This is a genomic window from Aeromicrobium jepli (genome assembly GCF_047246605.1).
GTDB lineage: Bacteria > Actinomycetota > Actinomycetes > Propionibacteriales > Nocardioidaceae > Aeromicrobium.
In genome coordinates this window covers 32347-47875 of the sequence record NZ_JBFOKO010000002.1, presented here as the reverse complement: position 1 = coordinate 47875, position 15529 = coordinate 32347, and the positions used below count along the sequence as shown (strand labels likewise).

Sequence of the window (15529 nt, the reverse complement as noted above, 5' to 3'; positions counted from 1 at the left end):
GTACCCACGCGTTCCCGGCCTGAGCGCCTCGAGTCGAGTGGTCAGCGCTGCACATCTGGTGGGCCGGCGGCCCGAGGTCAGCTCTCCTCGGTGGGCCGGCGGCGCAGGTAGCGCTCGAACTCGCGGGCGATCGCGTCGCCGGATGCCTCGGGCAGGTCGCCGGCGTCCCGCTCGCTCTCGAGCGAGTGCACGTACTCGGCCAGGTCCTCGTCCTGCTCCATGAGCTCGTCGGCGCCGCGCTGCCACGCGTCGGACATCTCGCGCAGCACGCCCTGCGGCAGGCCGACTCCGATCGCGTCCTCGATCGCGCCGAGCAGCGCCAGCGTGGCCTTGTAGCAGGGCGGCTCGGCCGCGTAGTGCGGCACGGCCGCCCAGATGCTGGCGGTGACGAGGCCCTCCTTGGCCGCGACGTCGCTCAGGACCGTGGTGATGCCGATCGGGCCCGTGTACTTGGCCTGGTCGAGCGAGAGCCGCTCGAGCATGACCGGGTCGTTCGTGGTGCCGGTGACCGGGACGGGTCGCGTGTGCGGCGAGTCGGCCAGCAGCGCGCCCAGCGTGATGAGCTCGTGCACGCCCGCGGCGCGCGCGAGCTCGACGACGGACACGCAGAACGTCTGCCACTTGTAGTTCGGCTCGACGGCGCGCAGCAGCAGCACGTCGCGGTCCTGGTGCGGCGGGTGCGCCACGTACAGGGTGGGCGTCGGCCACACGATCTCGCGCAGTCCCGAGTCGTTCGGCGCGATGACCGGGCGCACGGCCTGGAAGTCGTAGAACTCCTCCGGGTCGAGCTCGGCGAACACCTCGGCGTCCCACTGCTCGAGCAGGTGGTCGAGCGTGCTGGTGGCGGCGTCGGCCGCGTCGTTCCACCCCTCGAAGGCCGCGATCATCCACGGGTTCCGCAGGGCGGGGATCAGGGGCTCGGTCACCCCGCCAGCCTACTCATCCTCGGTGCGATAGCCGAGGTTCGGCGACAGCCACCGCTCGGCCTCGTCGATCGACCAGCCCTTGCGCTCGGCGTAGTCCTGCACCTGGTCGCGGCCGATGCGGCCCAGCACGAAGTACTGCGACTGCGGGTGCGAGAAGTACAGGCCGCTCACCGAGGCGCCCGGCCACATGGCCATGCTCTCGGTCAGCTCGATGCCGGTGCGCCGCTGGACGTCGAGCAGCTCCCAGATGGTGCGCTTCTCGGTGTGCTCGGGGCACGCGGGGTAGCCCGGCGCGGGGCGGATGCCGTCGTACTTCTCCTTGATGAGCTCGGTGTTGCTGAGCTTCTCGTCGGGGGAGTAGCCCCACAGCTCGGTCCGCACGCGCTCGTGCAGCCGCTCGGCGAACGCCTCGGCGAGGCGGTCGGCGAGGGCCTCGACCATGATCGCGGAGTAGTCGTCGAGGTCGGCCTTGAACGCCTGGACCCGCTCGGTGCTGCCCAGGCCCGCGGTGACGGCGAACGCGCCGACGTAGTCGGGCAGGCCGGTCTCGAGCGGAGCGACGAAGTCGGCGAGCGAGCGGTGCGGCACGCCCGGGCGGTGCTCGGTCTGCTGGCGCAGGTGGTGGAACCGGGTGAGCTCGGTCGTGCGGGACTCGTCGGCGTAGACGATCGTGTCGTCGCCCTCACGCGCCGCGGGGAACAGGCCCGCGACGCCGCGCGCCGTCAGCCAGTCCTCGGCGATGATCCGGTCCAGCAGCTCGTTGGCGTCGTCGTACAGCTTCCGCGCGGCCTCGCCCGTGGTCGGGGCGTTGAGGATGTCCGGGAACGAGCCCTTCATCTCCCACGCGTTGAAGAACGGCTGCCAGTCGATGTACTCGCGCAGCTCGCCGAGGGGGTACGGGCCGAACTCGTGGATCCCCGGCGCCGCCGGGACGGGCGGCGTGTAGCCGGACCAGTCGAGCGGCGTCTGGTCGGCGCGGGCGGCCTCGAGCGGCAGGATCGTGCGGGCGTCGCCACGCGAGGCGTGCCGCTCGCGCAGCGAGTCGTAGTCCGCCTTGATCTCGGCCATGAGGGCCGGGCGGCGCTCGTCCGACAGCAGCGAGGCCACGACGGGCACCGAGCGCGATGCGTCCTTGACCCACACGACGGGGCCGTCGTACTTGCGGTCGACCTTGACAGCGGTGTGCGCCCGCGACGTGGTGGCGCCGCCGATGAGCAGCGGGATCTCGAGGCCCTGGCGCTGCATCTCGGCGGCGAAGCCCTCCATCTCGTCGAGCGACGGCGTGATCAGGCCCGACAGGCCGATGACGTCGGCGTCGTGCTCCTTGGCCGCGTCCAGGATCTTCTGCGCGGGCACCATGACGCCGAGGTCGATCACCTCGTAGTTGTTGCACTGCAGCACGACCCCGACGATGTTCTTGCCGATGTCGTGCACGTCGCCCTTGACGGTGGCCATGACGACGGTGCCGTTCGTGTTCTCGGCGTCGCCGGGCTTCTTCTCGGCCTCGATGAACGGGATCAGGTAGGCGACGGCCTTCTTCATGACGCGCGCCGACTTCACCACCTGGGGCAGGAACATCTTGCCGGCGCCGAACAGGTCGCCCACGACGTTCATGCCGTCCATGAGCGGCCCCTCGATGACCTCGATGGGCCGGCCGCCGCGCTCGGCGATGAGCTGGCGCAGCTCCTCGGTGTCGTCCTCGACGTGCGCGTCGATGCCCTTCACGAGCGCGTGGGTGATGCGCTCGCCGACCGGCAGGTCGCGCCACTCGAGCGTCGCGGCCTCGGCCTTCTCGCCGGTGCCGGCGTAGTCCTGGGCGATCTCGAGCAGGCGCTCGGTCGCGTCGGGACGGCGGTTGAGGATCACGTCCTCGATCCGGTCGCGCAGCTCGGTCGGCACGGTGTCGTAGGGGACCAGGGCGCCGGCGTTGACGATGCCCATGTCCATGCCCGCCTCGATGGCGTGGAACAGGAAGACCGCGTGGATCGCCTCGCGGACCGGGTTGTTGCCGCGGAACGAGAACGAGACGTTCGAGACGCCGCCCGAGACGAGCGCGCCGGGCAGGTTCTGCTTGATCCAGCGCGTGGCCTCGATGAAGTCCGTGCCGTACGCCGCGTGCTCCTCGATGCCCGTGGCGACCGCGAAGACGTTCGGGTCGAAGATGATGTCCTCGGCCGGGAAGCCGACGTCCTCGGTCAGGATCCGGTAGGCGCGCGAGCTGATCTCCTTGCGCCGCTCGAGGTTGTCGGCCTGGCCGTCCTCGTCGAAGCCCATGACCACGACGGCCGCGCCGTACTTGCGGCACAGGCGGGCGTGCTCGACGAACCGCTCCTCGCCCTCCTTGAGCGAGATCGAGTTGACGATGCACTTGCCCTGGATGGCCTTCAGGCCCGTCTCGATGACCTCGAACTTGGAGGAGTCGACCATGACGGGGACGCGGCTGATGTCAGGCTCGGCGGCGATCAGCTTGCAGAAGCGGTCCATCGCCGCGACGCCGTCGATCATGCCCTCGTCCATGTTGATGTCGATGACCTGCGCGCCGTTCTCGACCTGCTGCAGCGCGACGGCGAGGGCCGCGGGGTAGTCCTCGGCCTTGATGAGGTTGCGGAAGCGGGCGGAGCCGGTGATGTTGGTGCGCTCGCCGACGTTGACGAAGAGCGAGTCCTCGGTGACCGTCAGCGGCTCGAGGCCGGACAGGCGCAGCGCCGGGGCGATCTCGGGGACCTCGCGCGGAGGCAGGCCCTCGACCGCGCCGGCGATGTGCTGGATGTGCGCGGGCGTGGTGCCGCAGCAGCCGCCGACCACGTTGATGAAGCCGGCCTCGGCGAACTCGCGCAGGGTGGCGGCGGTCTGGTCGGGCGCCTCGTCGTACTCGCCGAAGGCGTTGGGCAGGCCCGCGTTGGGGTAGCACGAGATGTGGCAGTCGGCGAGCCGCGAGAGCTCGGCCAGGTACGGGCGCATCTCGTCGGCGCCCAGTGCGCAGTTGAGGCCCACGAGCAGCGGCTTGACGTGCCGGATCGAGTGCCAGAACGCCTCGACGGTCTGGCCCGAGAGCGTGCGGCCCGAGGCATCCGTGATGGTGCCCGAGATGACGACGGGCCAGCGCCGGCCGGTCTCCTCGAACAGCGTCTCGACGGCGAAGATCGCGGCCTTGGCGTTCAGCGTGTCGAAGATCGTCTCGATCATCAGCAGGTCGACGCCGCCGTCGACGAGACCGCGCGCGGCGGTCAGGTAGGCCTCGACCAGCTCGTCCCACGTGACGTTGCGGGCGCCGGGGTCCTCGACGTCCGGCGAGAGCGAAGCGGTGCGCGTGGTGGGGCCCAGGGCGCCCGCCACGTAGCGCGGGCGGTCGGGAGTGCCCACGGCGTCCGCCGCCTCCCGCGCCAGCTGCGCCGCGGCGTGGTTGAGCTCGTACGCCAGGTCGACCATGTCGTAGTCGCGCAACGAGATCGCGTTGGCGTTGAACGTGTTGGTCTCGATGATGTCGGCGCCGGCCTCGAGGTACTCGCGGTGGATCCCGGCGATGATCTCGGGCTGCGTGAGCGTCAGCAGGTCGTTGTTGCCCTGCACGTCGCACGTCCACTGCGCGAAGCGCTCGCCGCGGTACCCGGCCTCGTCCGGCCGGTCGCGCTGGATCGCGGTGCCCATCGCGCCGTCCAGCACCAGGATCCGTCGCGACATGGCCTCCGTGAGGGCGGCGGTGGCGTCAGGACGGAACTGCTGGACGAATTCGGTCATGTGGGGAGTCCTCGGCGTGGCATCGGCGATGGATGCTGGGAACCTCCAGCCGGCGGCGGGCTCGCCTGGGCCTCGGGAAGGTTCCGAACGATGCCCACGAGCATACGTCAGCGACGATGATGCATCGCGGAGCCGTCGAAGTGTGGACGGGCGTCGTCGAGCGGCCCGTGGACCGATGCGTGCGGCAGGCGTAGCGTGCTGGACAGGACATGCCCGAGAGGTGTGGGTGTCATGGCGGCACGGCAGACGATCCCCCGCGAGGTGGAGCTCCGCGACGAGCCGCGCCGGCCCGAGGACGATCCCACCCTCGGCGTCCCGGTGACGCCGGCGGCACGCGCCACCGCGCCGCGTCACCGGCTGGTGACGATGGGGGACTCGCTCACGCAGGGGTTCATGAGCGGCGCCATCCACCGCACCGACCTCAGCTGGCCCGCGCTCGTCGCCTTCGAGCTGGGCCTGAGCGCCCGCGAGTTCACCTACCCGACGTACGAGTGGCCCACCGGCCCAGGCGGCCTCCCGGTCGACCTCGAGCGGCTGGCGCGCGAGTTCGACCGCCGGTTCGGCAGCCGGCTCGACCTCCTCGAGAGCTTCCGGGCGGCGCCGTGGCTGCGCCACCACATGGACGCCATCGAGGACCACTGGGAGCGAGGGGAGGGCGCTCGCCGGCCCGACGCGGGCGAGCCGTTCCACAACACCGCGGTCTACGGGTGGGACGTGCTGGACCCGCTGGTGGTCACGGAGGCCCGGATCGAGCGGCTCCTCGGGCGCCCGACCGGTGACGACGTCCTGGACCAGCTCGTCGAGCACCACATGGCGCGGGCCGCGTGGCCCGTCCTGCGGCACGCCTCCGGCGGGGACCCCGGGCGCAGCGTCCTCGACTCCGTGGCCGCCCTCGCGCGCGACGAGGGGATCGAGACGCTCGTGGTGGTCCTGGGGTCCAACAACGCTCTGGGATCGGTCGTCTCGCTCGAGACCGCGTGGACCCCCGCCAACTACGCGACGCTGTCCCTCGCGGGACGCCGCGACGCCCGCGTCGGCTGCAACCTGTGGCGGCCGAGCGCGTTCCGCGCCGACTGGGCCGACCTCGTCGCCGGGCTCCGGACCGTCCGCGCCGAGCACGTCGTGGCGGCGACGATCCCGTCGGTCACGATCGCGCCGATCGCCCGGGGGACGCACCAGAAGGTCCGCCCGGACTCGCGCTACTTCCCCTACTACACGCGGCCGTGGGTGACCGACGAGGACTTCGACCCGCGGCACGACCCGCACCTGCTGGAGGAGGAGGTGCGCGCGATCGACTCGGCGATCGACGCCTACAACGAGACGATCGTCGCGTCGGTCCGCGCCGCGCGGGAGGACGGCCTCGACTGGTACCTGTTCGACCTGGGCGGCCTGCTCGACCGGCTCGCGGCGCGCCGCTACGTCGACAGTCCGTGGGCGCGGCCCTCGTGGTGGGAGCCGTACGAGCTGCCCGAGGCGCTCCGCCGGCTCGATCCGGTGCCCAGCACGCGGTTCTTCCGCTCCGGGCCGCAGGGGCGCACGGAGGGCGGGCTGTTCTCCCTCGACGGCGTGCACCCCACGACGATCGGTTACGCGATCATGGCGCAGGAGGTCATCCGGGTGATGCGCACGGCGGGCGTCACGTTCCTCGACCGTCACGGCAGCCGGCGGGCCGACCCGGTCGAGCTCGACTTCGACCGGATCCTGCGCGCGGACACGCTCATCAGCCGGCCCCCGGCGTCGATCACCGCCTCGCTCGGCCTGCTCGGCTGGCTCGACGAGCGGCTGGACTGGGTGACGCGGTTCCTGCCGTTCGTGCACTCGCCGCTGTGATCGGCGGGACTGCGATGAGGCTGCGGCGCCAGGAGCGGTTCGCGGACCGGGCCGAGGCAGGACGTCGCCTCGCCGTCGCGCTGGGGCACCTGCGCGGTGAGGACGCGGTCGTCCTGGGCCTGCCGCGCGGAGGCGTGCCGGTCGCCGCCGAGGTCGCTCGTGCGCTGCGCCTGCCGCTGGACGTGATCGTCGTGCGCAAGCTCGGCTTCCCGTGGCAGCCGGAGCTGGCGATGGGAGCGATCGGCGAGGACGGCTGCGAGGTGCTCGAGCCCGGTGCGAGCGCGATGGCCGGCCCGGACCTCGTCGCGGCGGTGCGGCGCCGCGAGCGGCCCGAGCTCGACGCCCGGCTCCGGCGGCTGCGCGGGGCGCGCGCCCCGGCCGACATCCGCGGCCGCACGGTCGTGATCGTCGACGACGGGATCGCCACCGGGGCGAGCGCGCGGGTCGCCGCGCAGGTCGCCCGGCTCCGCGGCGCGGCCCGGGTCGTGGTGGCCGCCCCGGTGGCGCCGTCCGAGGTCGTCACCGGCCTGAGTGAGGCCGACGAGGTCGTCGTGCTGGCCACGCCCGAGCACTTCGGCGCGGTGGGCCGCTGGTACCGCAGCTTCACGGCGACCTCGGAGGCCGAGGTCGCCGAGATCCTGGCCGCGTCAGGCGACGGGTGAGACCGGCTCCTCGACGGGCACGGCCGGGCGCGCGCCCCGGACGAACAGGGCGACCACGACGGCCAGCGCCGAGATGACGCCGCCGTAGAACAGTGCGGCGTGCACGCCCGAGGCCGTGGCCTCGACGAGCGACGCACCGGACTCGACCTCGTCGACCGAGCGACGCGTCATGACGGTGACGAACAGCGCGGTGCCCGCGGCGCCGGCGACCTGCTGCAGCGTCGAGACGGTGGCGCTGCCGTGCGAGTAGAGGTGGTGCGGCAGCGCGCCGAGCGCCGAGGTGAGCAGCGGCGTGAACATGAGGGCGAGGCCGACGCTCATGACGACGTGGACGGCGACGACGAGTCCCTGGCTCGTCGAGCTGTCGAACATCGACATCGACCACAGCGCGACCGACGTGATGGCGGCGCCGGGCGCGACGAGCGGTCGCGGGCCGTGCTGGTCGAACAGCCGGCCGACGAACGGCGCGAGCAGGCCCATCGTCAGGCCGCCCGGCAGCAGCACCAGGCCGGTCTCCAGCGTCGAGAGGCCGAGCACCGACTGCAGGTAGATCGGCAGCAGGATGAGGGTGCCGAAGAGCGCCATCATGCTGACCGCGACCAGGACGACCGCGATCGTGAAGCTGCGGTGGGCGAACGTGCGCAGGTCCAGCAGGGCGCGCTCCTTGAGCGACAGCTGGCGCACGACGAACAGGACCAGCGCGACGGTGCCGATCACGATGGGGACCCACGGCTGGACCGGGACCTCACCCGCGGCGGCCTCGCCGATGCTGCTCAGCCCGTAGATGAGGCCACCGAAGGCGAGCGCGGACAGCACGACCGAGACCACGTCGACGGGGACGTCGACCGGCTCGGTGACGTTGCGCACCCAGGCGGCTCCCAGCCCGAGGGAGAGCAGCGCGATCGGCATGACGAGCCAGAACATCCAGCGCCAGTCCAGCTGGTCGAGCACGATGCCCGAGATCGTCGGGCCGATCGCGGGCGCGACCGAGATGACGATCGAGACGGTGCCCATCATGCGGCCGCGGCGGTCCGCCGGGACCAGGTTGAGGATCGTCGTGATCAGCAGCGGCATCATGAGCGCCGTGCCGACGGCCTGGACGGCGCGGGCCGCGATGAGGACGCCGAACGCCGGCGCGAGGGCGGCGAGCAGCGTGCCGGCCGTGAACGAGATCATCGCCGCCAGGAAGACGCGGCGCAGCGGGAACCGGGTCAGCAGGAAGCCCGTGATGGGGATGACCACCGCCATCGTCAGCAGGAAGGCCGTCGTGAGCCACTGCGCCGTCGTCGCCGGGACGTCGAACTCGCGCATGAGCTCGGGCAGGGCGACGCTCATGATCGTCTCGTTGAGGATGACGACGAACGCCGAGCCGACGAGCAGCGCGATGAGGCGGCCCGCGCGGTCGGTGCTCGGCGTGGGGGGAGCGTCAGTGGTGGTGGTCACGGTGCGTGACAACGCGGCCGGGCGCGCGCTTGTTCCCACGCGTCACAGTGACCACTCTCACGCGGCGGGGACGGGTTCCTTCCGCGGCAGCGCGAGGCTGCCGACCGCGGCCGCGATCGCCAGCGCGCCGGCCAGGAGCCAGGCCGACGTGTAGTCGCCCGAGGCCGCCCGCAGCGCACCGCTCGCGGCGGCCGCGACGCCGGCGCCGATCATGTGGGCGGCGAAGACCCAGCCGAAGACGACGCCGCCGCGCTCCGCGCCGAACGCGGTCCGGCACAGGATCACGGTGGGCGGGACGGTGGCGACCCAGTCGAGGCCGAACAGCGCGACGATCACGAGCAGGGGCGGCTCGACGCCGGGTGCCAGGACGGCGGGCACGGCGAGCAGGGCCATTCCGCGCAGCGTGTAGTAGGCGGCGAGGAGCAGGCGCGGGTCGAAGCGGTCCGTCAGCCAGCCGGACCCGATCGTCCCGACGATGTCGAAGACGCCCACGACCGCGAGGAGCCCGGCGGCGGTCGTGGCGGGCATGCCGTGGTCGTGCGCGGCGGGCACGAAGTGGCTGCTGATGATGCCGTTCGTGGTCCAGCCGCACACGAAGAACGTGCCCGCCAGCAGCAGGAACGACCGCGTGAGCGCCACCTCCTTGAGGATGACGAGGGCGCTCAGGACGGCACTCCACGCCGACGGGACCTCACCGGCCGTGACGGACTCGTCGGCACCGCCGTACGGCTCGAGCCCCACGTCGCGGGGGTGGTCGCGCAGGACGCCCGCGACGAGCGGCACCAGCGCGACGCACACGACGGCGATCGTGATCGAGGCGGCCTCCCAGCCCCACGTGTCCACGATCGCGGCGAGCAGCGGCAGGAAGATCAGCTGCCCCGTGGCCCACGCGGCACCGAGGAGGCCGACGACGAGGCCGCGGCGCGCGACGAACCAGCGGTTCGCGACGATCGCGCCGAACACGAGCGCGACCGAGCCCGTCGCGACGCCGATGACGACGCCCCACAGGGCGGACAGCTGCCAGGGCGCGGACATCCCGAGGGTGCCGAGGCACCCGGCGGCGATGAGGACGAGCGCGGCGACGGCCGTGCGCCGGACCCCGATCCGCTCCAGCAGAGCGGCCGCGAACGGTGCCGCGATGCCGTAGACGACGAGGTTGACGGAGACGGCGATCGACGTGTCCGTGCGGGTCCAGCCGAGGTCGTCCTCGATCGGCACGAGCAGGACGCCGAGACTCGACCGGAACGCCGCGGACGCCAGCAGCACGAGGAACGTCACGCCGGCGACGGCCCAGGCGCGGTGGACGCGCCGGCGCGGACGCCGCACCAGCTCGGGTCCGGCTCCCGCCGGTGTCCCCATGTCCGTCATCGGTGTCCTCCCACTCGTCCTGCCATCGTGCATCCGCAGGCTAGGCGATGGGGAGGACGGTGTCCGGCGCCCCGGTCAACGGGAGCTCCTGGCGGCTCACGAATCGGCGCTCGGACCCGTCCACGGGATCGGTGAGCTCGAGCTCGCTCGCGAGCAGCTGGAGCGGCCGGGAGAAGTCGTCGACCGACACGTCGGTGACGGTGGGGTAGAGGGGGTCGCCCACGATCGGGCTGCCGAGGCCGGCCAGGTGCAGGCGCAGCTGGTGCGTGCGCCCGGTCGTGGGGGAGAGCCGGTAGACCGCGAGGTCGCCCCGGCGGGACTCCAGCTCGATCCGGGTCTCGGCGTTGACCTCCGCTCCGGGCACGACCTCGGCCCGGGGGGCGCCCCGGTCCTTACGGATGTGGTTCCTGACGACGACCGGCGACTCGAGCGAGGCCTGCCACGGCGCGAGCGCGCGGTAGGTCTTGCGGACCTCGCGGCGTTCGAACAGGCCCTGGTACGCGCCGCGCCAGCGCCGCTCGGTGGCCAGCAGCAGCACGCCGGACGTGACGCGGTCGAGACGGTGCATGGGGGTCAGCTCGGGCAGGCCGAGCTCGGCCCTCAGCCGGACGACGACGCTCTGCACGACGTGACGCCCGCGCGGGATCGTCGACAGGAACGCGGGCTTGTCGACCACGACGATCCGCTCGTCGCGGTGCAGGACGACGAGCCTCCCGGGGACCTCGGGCTCGTCGCGCAGGTCGCGGTGGAACCAGACGAACGTGTGCGGCGTGTACGGATCGTCCGCGCGCACGGGGGAGAGGTCGTCGTAGACGTAGCGCTCGTCCGCCAGCATCCGGCCGACGTCGGCACGCTCGGCCATCCGGTGCTCCAGCCATGCGCGCATCGTCGGCCACGGTGCACCCTGCGGATCACGATCCGGTGTCCGCAGCCACGCCGCGGCGAGCCCGTGGCGGGCGGGCAGCGGGGAACGAGGCGGCACGGGTCGATCCTAGGCGCGAGCCACGTGTCGTCGAGGTGGTGAGCGGGTGACCGGCCTATCCTGCGAGCCATGCCCGACCAAGCGCTGGAGCTCAGCTTCGACTCCCCGTCCGCGGGCGCGGTCGTGGCGCAGTGGGCGGCACTCAAGGCGGCGGGGCTGCCGTCGCAGGCGGACCACAGGTCGATGACGAACGCGCCGCACCTGACCCTCGTCGCCGCCGTCCGCATCGACCCGACCGTGGTGGCCGTCGCCCGCGACGAGATCGCCCCGCTGCTCCCGTCGCGTCTCGGGGTCCGCGGACTCGTGCTGTTCGGCGAGGGTCCGCGCGTGACCATCGCCCACCTCGTCGAGCCCGATCAGGCCCTCGCGGCGGTCGTCGCGCTGCTGCGTCCGCTGGTCCCCGGTGTCCGGCACCCCGTGTGGACACCGCACGTCACCCTGGCCCGGCGCGTCCCGCGGCGCTCCCTGCCCGAGGCCCTCGAGGTCCTGCAGGCGACCGAGACCCCGCGCGAGCTGGTCTGCGACCGGCTCCGCTGGTGGGACCCCGAGCAGGAGCTCATCGAGGACATCGCGACGGCGCGGCCCTAGAGCCGGACGTCCACGACGAAGCGGTCGCCCAGCTCGGCGCGGAGGTCGCGCAGGAGCCGCTCCGTGACCTGCGGGTCCGGGTCGCCCATGCGGTCGGGCTCGGCCTCCCGGGCCCACGCCCGCAGACGCTGTCTGACCCCGTCGGAGAGCATGGGCCAATCGTCGTCGTCGCTGAGGCCGTAGTGCACCCACAGGGGCCACTCGCAGCCGTACTCTCCTTCCAGCCTGACCTCGGTGACCCCGGGCTCGCGGCTCACGGACACCTGCCACGACGCTCCGAGCGCGCGTCGCAGGGCGTCGTCGATCGCTGCGACCCGATCCAGGAACGCGAGCCGGTCGGACTCGTCCGCCCACCCGGCCGTGACGTCCAGCGCGTCGGGGTGCGTCGGGCGGTAGGAGCGCGCCAGCAGTGCCAGAGCGGCCTCGATCGGCGCCTCGGCGGCCTGGCACCCGTCCGGCAGGCCGTCGTGCTCGCTGCCGTCCCGCAGCTGGGTCGAGATGCGCGCGACCGAGGGCACGAGCGGCGGCACATCAGGTCGCTGGGAGTCATCGCCCGGAATGACGCTCGCGTGCCAACGACCGCCCCAACTCGAGTAGTCGGGATGGAACCAGACCCTCACCTCGTCCGGCTGCTCGTACGTGTTGGGCATGCGCCCATGGTGCCCGTTGCGTTCCGCCCGCGTGCGGCATCGCCTCATCAGCACGAATCGCCCACCCCGACCGTCGACGCGGCTAGGGTGCGACGGTGCGTGCAGACCCGGCTCCGGAACCCGAGGGACGAACGATGATGCCTTCGGCCCCGCTCCGGTACCCCAACGCATCATCGTTCGTGCGCGCGCGGTGCCGGGCCGTCGGTGGCCCCCGATGCTGAGCCTGTGGCGTCGGTTGCGTCCCGCTAAGGACAGGCCCACGCGTTCGGTCCTCGCGATGGCGCTGGCGTTCGCGTTGGTGGTCGGGTTCGGGACGTCGTGGGAGCTCATGCGGTCCCATGACGGCCATCGGGAGGCGGCGACGGTGGTCGATCGGCACGAGGTCAGCCCGAACGGCTGCGTGGGCGGATCGCGTGGCGTCGATCCGCGGTGGGACGTGACGTGGCGGTCGGCCGACCCGCCCCAGGGGTTTCCGGTCGAGTTCGTCGAGAGGGGCACCTGCGATGGGTACGAGGTCGGCGAGCGGGTCGAGATCATCCGCGTCGTCGAGGACGGCCGGACGCGCGTCTACAAGGACGTCGTGACCGAGAGGCGGGAATCGCTCGGCCTGGCGGCCTTCACCTTCGCCCTGATCGTGATCGCCGGCCTGCCGCTCGCATGGATCCACTTCAGCGTGCGCCGCTGGTGGGAGCGAAGGCGGACCGCCACGACGACACCCGCGGAAGGGACCGCGAGGTGACTCCGCACGGCGAGGACGACTCGCTCGTGCCCTTCACTCTCGAGGACGTCCTTCACGTCCTCGAGGGCAGGCAGGAGCTCTCGGCAGACGGCTCGGTCGTGACCGTGCGGGACGGCGTGTTCGGTCGCACCTACGAGGTTCACGTGGAAGGCGCGGTGGCGTACCTGTGCACGTTTCTGTCGACGAACCCGGATCGCGTGAAGGCCCGCAGCGACGCCATCTCGTACTTCGACCTCGAGGTCCAGGAGTACAACGCCGGGACGAATCCCGTGGGCGATCCGATCATCATCGACGCGGACGGGCCGCGGCTGACGCACGAGGTGCCGAGCCCCGCCGAGGAGTTCCTCGCGCGGATGGGCGGGCGTCCCCACGAGATCGTCGCGCACGACCCGCGCACCGGCCTCAGGCAGGCGGACGACCCGAGCCAGGACGACCCGTGACACGGACGGACGACTAGCGCAGCACCATCCCGACGGAGTGCGGCGCGCTGTCGACGAAGCCGTGCCGCTCGTAGAGGCGGCGGCCCGGCGGGTCGGCCATGAGGGAGACGTACGCGCCGGGCGGCGCGTCCCGGCGGATGGCGTGCAACAGGTGGGTCAGGACGCGGTCGCCGAGGCCGCGCCGCTGGTGCGCCGGCAGCACCGCCATGTCGACCACGTGGAAGTACCAGCCGCCGTCGCCGAGCACGCGTCCCATCGAGACGGTCTCCCCGCTGGGGGAGTGCACGACGTGACACGCGGCCCATCCGCCCGCGAGCGCCGGCCTCGCCTGCTCGGGCGTCTTCGGCGTCAGCCCTGAAGCCGCTCGCAGGTGCAGGTAGTCGTCCTCGGCCGGCGGTCCCTCGACCAGCTCGTACTCGTCCGTCACCCGGACACCTTGGCACGCCCCCGGGACACGGCGCTTTCCCGCCTCCGGGATAGTTGACGAGGTGGTCACGCCGAACACCTCACCCGAAGCCCCTCGCCTGCCCGCCGCCGTCCTGTGGGACATGGACGGCACCCTCGTCGACACCGAGCCGCTGTGGATCGCAGGCGAGCACCTGCTGGCCGAGCAGCACGGCGCGGTCTGGACCGAGGAGGACTCGCTGAACCTCGTCGGCAGCGACCTGCTCGTCGCCGCGCGCTACATCAAGGGCCGCATCGGCGGCACGATGACGCCCGAGGAGATCGTGGACTTCCTCGGTGGCCGTGTCGCCGCCGCGCTGCGTGAGCAGCAGGAGTGGCAGCCGGGCGTCCGCGACCTCGTCGAGGAGTTCCGCGCCGCCGGCGTCCCGCAGGCGCTGGTGACGATGTCGTACGCCTACATCGCCGAGCCGGTCGTCGAGGCGCTCGGCTTCGACGCCGTCGTCACCGGCGACTCCGTCACGCAGGGCAAGCCGCATCCCGAGCCCTACCTGACCGCCGCCGAGCTGCTCGGCGTGGACCCGGCCGACTGTGTCGCGGTCGAGGACTCCGGCACGGGCGCGGCGTCGGCGAACGCCGCCGGCTGCTTCGTCGTCGCGGTGCCGCACGCCGTCGGAGTCCCCGAGGCGCCCCGCCGTGCCGTCGTGCCCACGCTGGGCGGGCTGAGCGCCGCGGACGTGGCGAAGCTGGCCGGGCTCGCCTGACCTCAGGCCAGCGCGCGGACCGCGGCGGTCACGACCAGGCCCGCGAGGACGCACAGCAGCTCGTGCCGCCCGGCCAGTCGCAGGAGGACGGCGACGGCCACGCCGCCGATCACGCCGGCCTCGGCGTCCGCCCCGGAAGCGCCCACGATCGTCACGACGACGAGGGATGCGAGCAGGCACTGGCCGACGCCGTCGATCAGGTCGCTCGTCCGCTGAGAGGTCGCGTCCGGCTCGAGCAGCACCGGCCCGAGGGCCTTGAGCGCGATGTTCATGAGCGCCAGGAGCGCGACGCCGATCCAGAGCACGGTCACTCACCCCTCCGGCCCCGCAGCAACGCCGGCAGAGCGCCGAGCAGCATCGCGACGCCGACGGGGACCACCCACAGGCTCGCGCACGCGACCGCCGCGCCCGCGGCGATGCGCGGGCGCAGGGCGGGCCGCTGGCGCAGCACGTCGACCAGCAGGACGGCGAAGAAGGCGGGAAAGACCGCGTCGAGCCCCAGCCGATGGGTCAGCTCCAGCGACGGAGCGCCGAGGGCGCCGATCGCCGTGCCGCCGACCCAGACGGGCCACTGCACGAGAGTGGCGGGCACGAGCACGTCCCGCTCGACCGTGCCGTCGGGCCGCTGCGCCGCGGCCCACGAGCCGTCGACGACCAGCTGGGCCTCGACGCCGCGCCGCAGCCGCCCGCCGCGCAACGCCGGGGCGCACGCGGCGGCCATGGGCACGAAGCGCAGGTTCATCAGCGTGGCCGCGCCCAATCCGGCGCCGATCCCGCCGCCGCCCGACAGCGAGGTGACGAAGGCGAACTGCGCGGAGCCCGAGAACGCCAGGGCCGACATCGCGATGGCCAGGGCGGGGTGCAGTCCGGCCTGCACGGCGAACGCGCCGAACGTCACCGCGAGAGCGAAGGCGGCGGCCGCCAACCCGGCGCCGACGGCGAGTCCGCGCCGCCAGCGTTCCCAGATCACCCCCATGGTCTAGCACGATCCGGGCCG

Annotated in this window: 15 protein-coding genes; 6 read left to right on the top strand and 9 right to left on the bottom strand. The window is 72.7% G+C overall.

Annotated elements, in window-relative coordinates; translation table 11 throughout:
* Positions 1-77 precede the first annotated feature (77 nt).
* Positions 78-926 carry a PAC2 family protein gene (locus AB3M81_RS03950; RefSeq protein WP_412902613.1) on the bottom strand — a complete coding sequence of 283 codons (849 nt, stop codon included), beginning with the start codon at positions 924-926 and terminating at the stop codon, positions 78-80.
* Between the two features lie 9 nt (positions 927-935).
* Positions 936-4664: a methionine synthase gene (gene metH / locus AB3M81_RS03945; protein ID WP_412902612.1), complete on the bottom strand. Its 3729-nt coding sequence runs from the start codon at positions 4662-4664 to the stop codon at positions 936-938.
* A gap of 231 nt (positions 4665-4895) precedes the next feature.
* Between metH and AB3M81_RS03940 the strand changes: the two genes are divergently transcribed.
* On the top strand, positions 4896-6494 hold the full coding sequence (locus AB3M81_RS03940) for a hypothetical protein (RefSeq protein ID WP_412902611.1): 1599 nt from the start codon (positions 4896-4898) through the stop codon (positions 6492-6494).
* A 14-nt stretch (positions 6495-6508) separates the two neighbouring features.
* On the top strand, positions 6509-7156 hold the full coding sequence (locus AB3M81_RS03935) for a phosphoribosyltransferase (protein WP_412902610.1): 648 nt from the start codon (positions 6509-6511) through the stop codon (positions 7154-7156).
* Here the strand turns inward: AB3M81_RS03935 and AB3M81_RS03930 are convergent.
* From AB3M81_RS03930 to AB3M81_RS03920, 3 genes are read right to left on the bottom strand one after another with little or no spacing between them, the layout of a single operon-like run.
* On the bottom strand, positions 7142-8599 hold the full coding sequence (locus AB3M81_RS03930; protein ID WP_412902609.1) for an MDR family MFS transporter: 1458 nt from the start codon (positions 8597-8599) through the stop codon (positions 7142-7144). The genes AB3M81_RS03935 and AB3M81_RS03930 overlap by 15 nt on opposite strands.
* Positions 8600-8656: 57 nt before the next feature.
* Entirely contained in the window at positions 8657-9958 is a 1302-nt protein-coding gene (locus AB3M81_RS03925) for an MFS transporter (RefSeq protein WP_412902608.1), read from the bottom strand.
* Positions 9959-10007: 49 nt separating this feature from the next.
* Positions 10008-10853, bottom strand: coding sequence for a pseudouridine synthase (locus tag AB3M81_RS03920; RefSeq protein WP_412903118.1), 846 nt, complete (start codon positions 10851-10853; stop codon positions 10008-10010).
* A gap of 165 nt (positions 10854-11018) precedes the next feature.
* Here AB3M81_RS03920 and AB3M81_RS03915 point away from each other — a divergent pair, with 165 nt between their 5' ends.
* On the top strand, positions 11019-11537 hold the full coding sequence (locus AB3M81_RS03915; RefSeq protein WP_412902607.1) for a 2'-5' RNA ligase family protein: 519 nt from the start codon (positions 11019-11021) through the stop codon (positions 11535-11537).
* On the opposite strand, the gene AB3M81_RS03910 is transcribed toward AB3M81_RS03915, so the two are convergent.
* A complete protein-coding gene (locus AB3M81_RS03910) occupies positions 11534-12187 on the bottom strand; it encodes a hypothetical protein (protein ID WP_412902606.1) in 654 nt (217 codons plus the stop codon). The two genes, AB3M81_RS03915 and AB3M81_RS03910, sit on opposite strands and share 4 nt — an antisense overlap.
* Before the next feature lie 277 nt (positions 12188-12464).
* Here AB3M81_RS03910 and AB3M81_RS03905 point away from each other — a divergent pair, with 277 nt between their 5' ends.
* Both AB3M81_RS03905 and AB3M81_RS03900 read left to right on the top strand, forming a co-directional pair.
* A complete protein-coding gene (locus AB3M81_RS03905) occupies positions 12465-12926 on the top strand; it encodes a hypothetical protein (RefSeq protein WP_412902605.1) in 462 nt (153 codons plus the stop codon).
* Positions 12923-13366 carry a hypothetical protein gene (locus AB3M81_RS03900; protein WP_412902604.1) on the top strand — a complete coding sequence of 148 codons (444 nt, stop codon included), beginning with the start codon at positions 12923-12925 and terminating at the stop codon, positions 13364-13366. Before AB3M81_RS03905 ends, AB3M81_RS03900 begins: the two co-directional genes overlap by 4 nt.
* A gap of 13 nt (positions 13367-13379) precedes the next feature.
* Here the strand turns inward: AB3M81_RS03900 and AB3M81_RS03895 are convergent, their stop codons facing one another.
* Positions 13380-13793: a GNAT family N-acetyltransferase gene (locus tag AB3M81_RS03895; protein ID WP_412902603.1), complete on the bottom strand. Its 414-nt coding sequence runs from the start codon at positions 13791-13793 to the stop codon at positions 13380-13382.
* A gap of 61 nt (positions 13794-13854) precedes the next feature.
* On the opposite strand from AB3M81_RS03895, the gene AB3M81_RS03890 reads away from it, so the two are divergent.
* Positions 13855-14532, top strand: coding sequence for an HAD family hydrolase (locus tag AB3M81_RS03890; RefSeq protein ID WP_412902602.1), 678 nt, complete (start codon positions 13855-13857; stop codon positions 14530-14532).
* A 2-nt stretch (positions 14533-14534) separates the two neighbouring features.
* Here the strand turns inward: AB3M81_RS03890 and AB3M81_RS03885 are convergent, their stop codons facing one another.
* A complete protein-coding gene (locus tag AB3M81_RS03885) occupies positions 14535-14843 on the bottom strand; it encodes an AzlD domain-containing protein (RefSeq protein ID WP_412902601.1) in 309 nt (102 codons plus the stop codon).
* Positions 14840-15502 carry an AzlC family ABC transporter permease gene (locus tag AB3M81_RS03880; protein WP_412902600.1) on the bottom strand — a complete coding sequence of 221 codons (663 nt, stop codon included), beginning with the start codon at positions 15500-15502 and terminating at the stop codon, positions 14840-14842. Before AB3M81_RS03880 ends, AB3M81_RS03885 begins: the two co-directional genes overlap by 4 nt.
* Positions 15503-15529: the final 27 nt, after the last annotated feature.

Excerpts from the sequence above, each read along its gene's own strand:
- AB3M81_RS03910 (WP_412902606.1), bottom strand. The coding sequence starts at position 12,187 with ATGCCCAACACGTACGAGCAGCCGGACGAGGTGAGGGTCTGGTTCCAT.
- AB3M81_RS03905 (WP_412902605.1), top strand. The coding sequence starts at position 12,465 with ATGGCGCTGGCGTTCGCGTTGGTGGTCGGGTTCGGGACGTCGTGGGAG.
- AB3M81_RS03920 (WP_412903118.1), bottom strand. The coding sequence starts at position 10,853 with ATGCGCGCATGGCTGGAGCACCGGATGGCCGAGCGTGCCGACGTCGGC.
- AB3M81_RS03915 (WP_412902607.1), top strand. The coding sequence starts at position 11,019 with ATGCCCGACCAAGCGCTGGAGCTCAGCTTCGACTCCCCGTCCGCGGGC.
- AB3M81_RS03940 (WP_412902611.1), top strand. The coding sequence starts at position 4,896 with ATGGCGGCACGGCAGACGATCCCCCGCGAGGTGGAGCTCCGCGACGAG.
- AB3M81_RS03935 (WP_412902610.1), top strand. The coding sequence starts at position 6,509 with ATGAGGCTGCGGCGCCAGGAGCGGTTCGCGGACCGGGCCGAGGCAGGA.
- metH (WP_412902612.1), bottom strand. The coding sequence starts at position 4,664 with ATGACCGAATTCGTCCAGCAGTTCCGTCCTGACGCCACCGCCGCCCTC.
- AB3M81_RS03925 (WP_412902608.1), bottom strand. The coding sequence starts at position 9,958 with ATGGGGACACCGGCGGGAGCCGGACCCGAGCTGGTGCGGCGTCCGCGC.